9 protein-coding genes are annotated in these 6,829 nt (G+C 54.2%); 2 read left to right on the top strand and 7 right to left on the bottom strand.

All coding sequences use genetic code 11. From position 1 onward, the window contains the following. The first annotated feature begins 109 nt into the window (after positions 1–109). Positions 110–1,039, top strand: a complete 930-nt coding sequence (gene fdhE, locus AOY24_RS22490) for a formate dehydrogenase accessory protein FdhE (protein ID WP_054177416.1) — start codon at positions 110–112, stop codon at positions 1,037–1,039. A 30-nt stretch (positions 1,040–1,069) separates the two neighbouring features. On the opposite strand, the gene AOY24_RS22495 is transcribed toward fdhE, so the two are convergent. Both AOY24_RS22495 and AOY24_RS22500 read right to left on the bottom strand, forming a co-directional pair. Then, on the bottom strand, positions 1,070–1,456 hold the full coding sequence (locus AOY24_RS22495; protein ID WP_044328134.1) for a type II toxin-antitoxin system VapC family toxin: 387 nt from the start codon (positions 1,454–1,456) through the stop codon (positions 1,070–1,072). Next, positions 1,456–1,698, bottom strand: a complete 243-nt coding sequence (locus tag AOY24_RS22500) for a CopG family transcriptional regulator (protein WP_161215612.1) — start codon at positions 1,696–1,698, stop codon at positions 1,456–1,458. Before AOY24_RS22500 ends, AOY24_RS22495 begins: the two co-directional genes overlap by 1 nt. Positions 1,699–1,905: 207 nt before the next feature. Between AOY24_RS22500 and AOY24_RS22505 the strand changes: the two genes are divergently transcribed. Continuing rightward, the gene (locus tag AOY24_RS22505) at positions 1,906–2,832 is read left to right on the top strand and encodes an alpha/beta hydrolase (protein WP_054177417.1); all 927 of its coding nucleotides are present in this window, start codon (positions 1,906–1,908) and stop codon (positions 2,830–2,832) included. Between the two features lie 15 nt (positions 2,833–2,847). On the opposite strand, the gene fabY is transcribed toward AOY24_RS22505, so the two are convergent. The 5 genes from fabY to AOY24_RS22530 all read right to left on the bottom strand — a co-directional run. Next, positions 2,848–3,789, bottom strand: coding sequence for a fatty acid biosynthesis protein FabY (gene fabY / locus AOY24_RS22510; RefSeq protein ID WP_042998862.1), 942 nt, complete (start codon positions 3,787–3,789; stop codon positions 2,848–2,850). Positions 3,790–3,833: 44 nt separating this feature from the next. Next, positions 3,834–4,271, bottom strand: coding sequence for a D-aminoacyl-tRNA deacylase (gene dtd / locus AOY24_RS22515; protein WP_044265155.1), 438 nt, complete (start codon positions 4,269–4,271; stop codon positions 3,834–3,836). After that, complete coding sequence (locus AOY24_RS22520) at positions 4,268–5,140, bottom strand: virulence factor BrkB family protein (protein ID WP_044257165.1); 873 nt, start codon at positions 5,138–5,140, stop codon at positions 4,268–4,270. Before AOY24_RS22520 ends, dtd begins: the two co-directional genes overlap by 4 nt. Further along, entirely contained in the window at positions 5,134–5,733 is a 600-nt protein-coding gene (gene yihX, locus AOY24_RS22525; protein WP_044265152.1) for a glucose-1-phosphatase, read from the bottom strand. Before yihX ends, AOY24_RS22520 begins: the two co-directional genes overlap by 7 nt. Before the next feature lie 143 nt (positions 5,734–5,876). After that, positions 5,877–6,829: autotransporter outer membrane beta-barrel domain-containing protein (locus AOY24_RS22530; protein ID WP_152967230.1), on the bottom strand; the 953-nt coding region annotated here is incomplete at its 5' end.

Genomic DNA, 6,829 nt, shown 5'->3' on the forward strand with positions numbered 1-6,829 from the left:
GCCGATTGCGGTTATCATTAATGACATTCACCAGCGCGGGCGCGAAATGCCCGCCAATTCACAGAGCGGATTACACCTAGCTAAATCTGCCTAACCAGGAAGTGACTGAATGAGCATTCGTATCATCCCGCAAGATGAGCTGGAAAAGAGCGAGAAACGCGCGACGGATATGATTCCACCGTTATTATTCCCCCGGCTCAAAAATCTGTATAACCGTCGCGCCGAGCGTCTGCGCGAACTGGCTGAGAATAACCCGCTGGGAGATTACCTGCGCTTTGCTGCGCTGATCGCCCATGCCCAGGAAGTGGTGCTGTATGACCATCCGTTGCAGATGGATCTCACTGCACGCATCAAAGAAGCCAACGCTCAGGGTAAGCCGCCGCTGGATATCCACGTTCTGCCACGCGATAAGCACTGGCAGAAACTGCTGCACTCGCTGATCGCCGAACTGAAACCGGAGATGAGCGGCCCGGCGCTGGCGGTGATCGAAAATCTGGAAAAAGCCTCCGAACAGGAACTGGAACAGATGGCCAGCGCTCTGTTTGCCTCCGATTTCGCCGCGGTCAGCAGCGATAAGGCCCCGTTCATCTGGGCCGCGCTGTCGCTGTACTGGGCGCAAATGGCCAGCCTTATCCCGGGTAAAGCCCGCGCGGAATACGGCGAACAACGTCAGTACTGCCCGGTGTGCGGCTCGATGCCGGTCTCCAGCATGGTGCAAATTGGCACCACCCAGGGACTGCGCTATCTGCACTGCAACCTTTGTGAAACCGAGTGGCATGTGGTTCGTGTTAAATGCAGCAACTGCGAGCAAAGCCGCGATCTGCACTACTGGTCACTGGACAATGAGCAGGCGGCAATCAAAGCCGAAAGCTGCGGTGACTGTGGAACCTACCTTAAGATCCTCTATCAGGAAAAAGACCCGAAAGTGGAAGCCGTCGCCGACGACCTCGCGTCGCTGGTACTGGACGCGCGCATGGAGCAAGAAGGCTTCGCCCGCAGTTCCATCAACCCGTTCCTGTTCCCGGGAGAAGGGGAGTAAACGCCTTCAACAGGTGATGCCGGGCGGTGCTTATCGTCCGGCTTGCAACTGATAAGGCGTAATGACGCCAGGTATCCCCGCGAAATCTCTGGTGTTGCGCGTCACAAGCGCAAACCGATGAATCTGCGCGGTAGCCAGAATGATCGCGTCCGGAAGTTTCATCCCATATTCCTGCCTGAGATTCACGCTTCGCTCAGCAATTTCCTGTGAAACGCCGATGATGTTGAACGCACTCAACGCCACACGTGTACGATATTCCTGATGGTATTTTTTTGCCCCCACCATGACTTCCATCCAGGTAACCAGGCTGATGGCATTCTGCGGCGGATACGCTTCCAGTACATGCTGTGCTTCCTGGTGCCCGCTGAATAAATCAATCAGGATATTGGTATCGAACAGCACGGGTCCCTTTTGCATTACCATTCCTCGCGTAGCGTCCTCTGATACTCAACGCCGTCTTCCTCACAACCCTGCCAGAGCCCCAGCGCATTGGAAATTGTGGTTTCAGCCTGGCCTTGCCTTTCAAGGTACTGTTCAACCGCTTCGCGCAGCAACTCCGCACGGGGCAGATTCCGCTGCTGCTTGAGATCGTCAAGGCGTTTGATCACCTCATCGGATAAGTCGAGTAATATTCTGCCCATGTCCATTCCAGCCATTATGCTCACATATACCTCCAGTATATCATTGGCGAATAATTTTCAAACAACATACACCGTCGGCAAGCAGGAAAAAAGCGATCCCCGTAGTGACTTTTCCTTTTGCGAGGCGCTTTCCAGAATTTTACTCTGCCCTAAATCCACCATTCTCTTTCATGAAAAACCAGGTTATAACACTGTATATTCATACAGATTTTAGGGATTAAGAAAATGGCGCTTGAAAACGGGATTGCACAACGGGTCGAGGAATTTATCGCGGCGGGACGTCCTTCTGTTCGTCGGCAACATATTGATGACCGGAGAGCAGGCTATATCGCCAGTACCGCGCTGGCCGGAAAGACCGAAACGCGCGTAGAGGTCAGCGATGTTGAACTGGAGGGGATGACGCTGCGCGTCGTATCACCGCACCATGCTTCGGGTGCTCTGCCCTGCGTTATTTACTACCACGGCGGCTGTTTCGTGAGCGGCGGATTTGCCACGCATGATAATCAGTTGCGACAACTGGCGTATACCAGCGGTTGCCGGGTGATTGCCGTACAATACCGCCTCGCACCAGAACACACGTTTCCTGCGGCGCATGACGATGCTGAAAAAGGGGCCAACCTGATCTGGCAATATGCGAAACAGCTTGGCGTTGAACGCCAGCACATCACGCTTGCCGGGGACAGTGCGGGCGGACACCTGGCGCTGGTGACAGCATTGCGCCTGAAGGCAGCAAAGCAATGGCTGCCCGCACAATTGATGCTGATCTACCCGATGCTCGACGCGACCGCAAAATGTGAGAGCTATACCCGCAACGGTCTGGACTACATCATTACCCGCGACACGTTGCTAACCGGGTATGAGATGTATATGCCCCATACCGATCGCCAGCATCCCGAAGCCAGCCCGCTCTGGCGAGATGATCTCAGCGGCTTACCGCCTACGCACATCATCACCGCTGAATTTGATCCGCTGTGCGACGAAGGCGAACTTTTGTATGAGCGACTGACGACCCAACACGTCGACTGCACCTGCCAGCGCTACCTCGGCGTGATTCATGGTTTTTTCCAGCTAGCTGGCGTCAGCCATGCGGCGCGCAGCGCAATGCAGGATATCGCCTGGCGCGTGACTATCCCGTCCGTTAGCGAAGAATAGAGAAGGGAGTTCCCCCTACTCTTCCTCGTTTCCGCCTTCTTCATAGGGACCAAACGGTTTGGCGGGCAGGACGATGTAAATACCTTCAAAAATAGCGCCCGGTGTGTCATTGCCCAGCAGCTCTACCTGCAGTTGAACCCGCGCCTTTTTCCCACGCGCCAGACGGTCAAGATCGCCGCTCAACGAGCCGAGATCGGCAACCGCGGCGGGTCTGCCGCTGATAGGTTTGCTATAGCGGATATGGGCGTCAGCGAGAATGATCGTGCCCCCAAGATGGCGCTCACGCAGCATCAGCCAGATAAGCCCCCAGCCGGTCAGCGTAGCCAGCGAAAACAGGCTCCCGGCAAACAGCGTGTGGTGCGGATTTTGATTGCCCGTCTCCGGCATGGTGGTAATAAATTTTTGCCCGGTGTACTGCTGAATACGTACACCCATCTTCTCGCTCAGCGGGATGTGCTCATACCACGCCTGCTGTAGCTGTCCGCACCAGTCGCCGCGATGCAAAATGTCATCGAGCGAGGCAATCGGTTTGATCATCAAAAAGTGGCGAACCGGCGTAGTTTGCGGCGTGGTGATTTCGCCCTGATTGACAAAACCCAGTTTGGCGAAGAATTCGACAGCGTCTTCCCGTGCGCTACAGGTCACTCGTTTGACCCCTTCCTGACGTGCGACGGACTCCAGCGTCATTGCCATCAGCGTTCCCAGCCCCTTTTCCTGCACGGTGGGATCGACAGCCATGAAACGGATGGAAGCCTCATTATCGGCATTGATGTACAACCGCCCGACGGCAACCAGATTGCCCTCTTCATCGACCACCATCTGGTGGTGCGCCATTGCGTCCCAGGCATCACGCTCGGAACCCTTCGGTTGATGCAGCGGCTTGCGCAGCATTTCCCAGCGAAACTGATAGTAACGCTCTAATTCTTCTTCTGTTTGCGGTACTCGAAGGTGATACATAGCGGTACTCTCTCTTGTAACCCGCGGCCACGCCGGAAGCTGATTCATACCTGTAACCAGAACGTCACGGGGCCGTCATTCACCAGCGCAACCTGCATATCCGCAGCGAAGCGTCCGGTCTGCGTATTCATGTCCTGCTGGCGGCAGCGTTCGACGAAATAATCGTACAGGGCCTCCGCCCGCTCCGGCGTCGCCCCTTTAGAGAACCCCGGACGCATGCCGCGTTCGGTATCCGCCGCCAGCGTAAATTGTGAAACCACCAGCACACTCCCGCCCGCCTGTTGCACGTTCAGGTTCATTTTGCCTTCGGCATCGCTAAAAATACGGTAGCCAAGCACACGTTCACACAGGCGATTCGCTTTCTGCTCGTCGTCATCCTTTTCGACACCCAACAACACTAAAAGTCCTGAGCCAATTTCACCCGTCACTTCGTCCTCCACGGTGACGCTGGCACGGGTTACGCGCTGAATTAATGCAATCATGGTTGGTCTGCTTCTTCTTGTTCTGCGGCTTGTTTGAGTTTGCGGTATTCCCCGAGAGTGACAGTTATTTCCGCACCAAGCAAGACGATACACCACGTCCAGTACACCCAGACAAACAAAATGGGTACCACCGCTAACACGCCGTAAATAAGCTGATATGACGGGAACATGGTGATATAAAGCGCGAAACCTTTCTTTCCGGCCTCGAACAGGACCGCAGCGACAAAGGCGCCGACAATCGCATCCCGATTCGGTACGCGCGTGGTCGGCACCACGCTGTAGAGGAGCCAGAATGAGAGCCAGGAGAGGATCAGCGGGAAGAGACGCAGCACATCATCAATCACGGTATTGAGATCGCTGGCCCAGCGTAATGAGAGAAGATAGGAACTGATCGCCAGACTGGCCCCTGCCAGTAATGGTCCCAGCGTCAAAATCATCCAGTACACGGCAAAGGAGTACACTTTTGGCCGCGTGCGCGTGCTGCGCCAGATAGTATTCAGCGCGCTATCAATGGCATACATCAACAGCAGCGCGGTGACGATTAACCCGCAGGCCCCCACCGCCGTCATTTTGTTGGAGTTGGCGACAAACTGCTCAATGTAACGTTGAATCACATCGCCTGTTGCCGGGATAAAGTTGGCAAAAATAAAGTGTCGCAACTGGACGCTGACATCGGAAAACATCGGAAAAGCGGCGAAAAGCGCAAATACAACGGCGATCAGCGGCACCAATGAGAGCAACGAGACGTAGGCAAGATTCCCTGCCAGGGTCGTCATATTGTCCTCATCAATGCGCTTCCAGAGGAGCTTCAGCCAGGCCCAGATCGGTCGGGTATGATGCCTGGCTTTTTGATGCACGGTTTTTAGCATAACAACTTCGCGAAATACTCAGGAATGACGGTTTTATCGGTCACCAGAATGCTGGTTATCCCCAACTGGTTGGCCCCTTCTATATTATCGATGTTGTCGTCAAAAAAGACCGTGTCGCTCGCTGAAAAACCCTCTTGCTGTAACACATGCTGATAAATCCGTGTCTCCGGCTTGCGCATCCCCAGATCCTGCGACAAATAAATATGGTCCGCCGCCTGGCGAATTTCTGGATATTCCTCTGGCCAGAACGTCGTATGCAGCCGGTTGGTGTTCGACAGGACGACCACGCGATGCCCCTGCTCACGCAGTTTCTGCATGATATCGATAACCTCAGGCCGTAGCGCGACAAAAACGGCCTGCCAGCCATGGGAAAACTGTTCGTAGCTCAGCGACAGATCCATCTCATGACAAAGGGCCTCGGCAAATGCTTCATCGGTGATTTCTCCCCGTTCGTGCTGATGGAAGGCCTCACCCATCGTAAAGCTCTGCTTTAACGACGCCAGCGGCACACGGCTCAGATCGCTCCAGGTACCTAATACGCGGTTGAAGTCGATATCGACAATCACATTACCTAAATCAAAGATATAGAGCATGTCCCTTCTCCTTACTTGCCGTGGATGAATAACTGTAGCGGGAAAGGGGCGTTTTGACTATGTACCCGTCAGGGAAAGATGAAGGAAAAAAAGGCGATGCCCTGAGAGCATCGCCTTGTTCTGGTGTGATATTTCTCGGTTTCTTAGAAGCTGTATTTCACCCCGAGCATCGCAGAGGTATCGCTGTAGCTGTTGTCGCCCATTTGCTGCGCCACGTTACCCCACACCTGCAGACGCGGGTTGATTTGCCCTTCAATACCCACTTTCAGCTCACCAATGTTACGTGTCCCGCTGATGTCATCCTTGATGGAGCCCATCTGTACGGTCTGGTTATTGGTGTTGTGGATCCAGTTCGCTTCAATGAACGGCTGGAAATCACGGCCTTTATCGGTATCTTTCTCCGCATGACATTTCAGGTAAGCACGGACGCCGAGGCGAGTCATCAGGTTGCCGTCAGTTTTGTCTTTAACCACCGTCCCGTTGTGCTCACGATGTGAATCGGCCTGCACGTCCATCCAGATAACCTGCGCTTTCGGTTGGAGCCAGTAGGTTTTATTTTCACTTTCCCTGACCAGGAAGCTATAACCCCCTTCAACAGACGCCGTGATACCGTCGGATTTGTAGTTTTCGCTGGCCAGATGTTCGCCGCTAACGGTGTTATCAAACCAGTTATACAGTACCCAGCTATCCAGATAGGTCCCGGTCTTATCCGCTTCATTGGCATACCAGGTGGCATACAGACCGACGCTGTAACCATCTACCTGTCCACGAGACGAATAGCCAGTGTAACTGTTACGGGTTTTACTTTTCTGGTTGGCATAACCCGCCATGGCACCCAGATGCCAGCGATCGAGGCCGTCGCTGCTCCACTGCGCCAGGTCGCCGCCTAACTGCAAAACATAACGGTTAGCGTTGGTTTTCAACTGCCCGCTGCCGTCAGTAAAGCGATTATGGCCCCCTACGTTACGCATCCACATACTGGTGACTTTTTCTTCGCCAGTCAGCATATCGGTATACTGAGTTTCACCCAGACGGTCATGCAGACGGGTGATAAACATCGTATTGGCCGCATAGTTGTTCGCCAGATAACTCCCGA

Source organism: Citrobacter sp. CtB7.12, from assembly GCF_001297795.1.
Lineage (GTDB): Bacteria > Pseudomonadota > Gammaproteobacteria > Enterobacterales > Enterobacteriaceae > Citrobacter_A > Citrobacter_A amalonaticus.

Excerpts from the sequence above, each read along its gene's own strand:
- fdhE (WP_054177416.1), top strand. The coding sequence starts at position 110 with ATGAGCATTCGTATCATCCCGCAAGATGAGCTGGAAAAGAGCGAGAAA.
- AOY24_RS22520 (WP_044257165.1), bottom strand. The coding sequence starts at position 5,140 with ATGCTAAAAACCGTGCATCAAAAAGCCAGGCATCATACCCGACCGATC.
- AOY24_RS22495 (WP_044328134.1), bottom strand. The coding sequence starts at position 1,456 with ATGCAAAAGGGACCCGTGCTGTTCGATACCAATATCCTGATTGATTTA.
- yihX (WP_044265152.1), bottom strand. The coding sequence starts at position 5,733 with ATGCTCTATATCTTTGATTTAGGTAATGTGATTGTCGATATCGACTTC.
- AOY24_RS22505 (WP_054177417.1), top strand. The coding sequence starts at position 1,906 with ATGGCGCTTGAAAACGGGATTGCACAACGGGTCGAGGAATTTATCGCG.
- dtd (WP_044265155.1), bottom strand. The coding sequence starts at position 4,271 with ATGATTGCATTAATTCAGCGCGTAACCCGTGCCAGCGTCACCGTGGAG.
- fabY (WP_042998862.1), bottom strand. The coding sequence starts at position 3,789 with ATGTATCACCTTCGAGTACCGCAAACAGAAGAAGAATTAGAGCGTTAC.